Annotated in this window: 1 protein-coding gene; it reads right to left on the bottom strand. The window is 54.3% G+C overall.

Translation table 11 applies throughout. The features are described 5' to 3' along the window. Nucleotides 1-240: 240 nt before the first annotated feature. A partial coding sequence (locus tag B2633_RS06245) for an asparagine synthase-related protein (RefSeq protein WP_483169793.1) occupies nucleotides 241-948 on the bottom strand: 708 nt, incomplete at its 5' end.

The following is a 948-nucleotide window of genomic DNA, read 5'->3' as shown; positions in this document are numbered from 1 at the left end:
TTTCCATGGAAATTGTAAACCCATTTAGGCGGCTATTCAAGGGGTAAAGCTCTTATATATTGTATACTTGGTTTTACGCGTGCAATTCTTTCCTGAGACAGCGGGGCGCTCAATCCCAGCCCGAATATCCGACAGCGCTAGGTTGCGCTGCCGGGAATGCCTCTGACTGATACCCTTGATGCCGCTAACGCTCTAACTTGAACGGTGGCGGCATTGGATCATAAGGAATGATGGCTGCGGTTAAAGCTGCAGCTCCACCCGGTAGAGGCGCAGCCAGGCATCGGTCTGGATCAGGTAGGCCAGCCACTGCACATCTCCCATTAATTGCCCGTACCATGGCTGCCGGAAATACTTGCCCTGAGACTCCAGAATAAGCTTGATCGAGCTCTTTTGCACCAATTCCAGGAGCGGGGAAGAGCGGTCATCCAGCAAGGAGCGCATCCGGGAGCGTACCATCTCCGCGTAGAGGGGATGTTCTGTCTTGGGATAAGGGCTTTTGATCCGATGTAGGGCTCCATCGGGCAGTAAACCCTGTGCAGCCTGGCGCAGGATCCCTTTTACCTCTCCGCCTGCCATTTTCAATTGCCAGGGGATGTTCCAGACATAATCCACCAGGCGGTGGTCACTGAAGGGCACCCGGATCTCCAGGCCCGAGGCCATACTCATGCGGTCCTTGCGGTTGAGCAGGGTGGGCATAAACCGGGTCATGGTCAGGTAAGAAATCCGCTTTTTGAGTGAATCTTCCTCATCTTCGCCAGGCTCCAGGGAAATTTCCGATAATGCCTGGGTATAACGGTGATCAAGGTATTGCTCCGGCTTGATCAGAGCGGTTATTTCAGGCGAGAGCGTAGCCATACGGTCTTCCAGGTTCTTCATCCAGGGGAAACCCGTTGCGGAGGGGTGGTGAAACCAGGGATAGCCCCCAAAAATCTCATCGGCGCATTCGCC

Source organism: Syntrophomonas sp. UBA1041 (assembly GCF_002316705.1).
Classification (GTDB): Bacteria; Bacillota; Syntrophomonadia; order Syntrophomonadales; family Syntrophomonadaceae; genus DTU019.
This window is presented reverse-complemented; position numbering and strand designations above follow the sequence as displayed.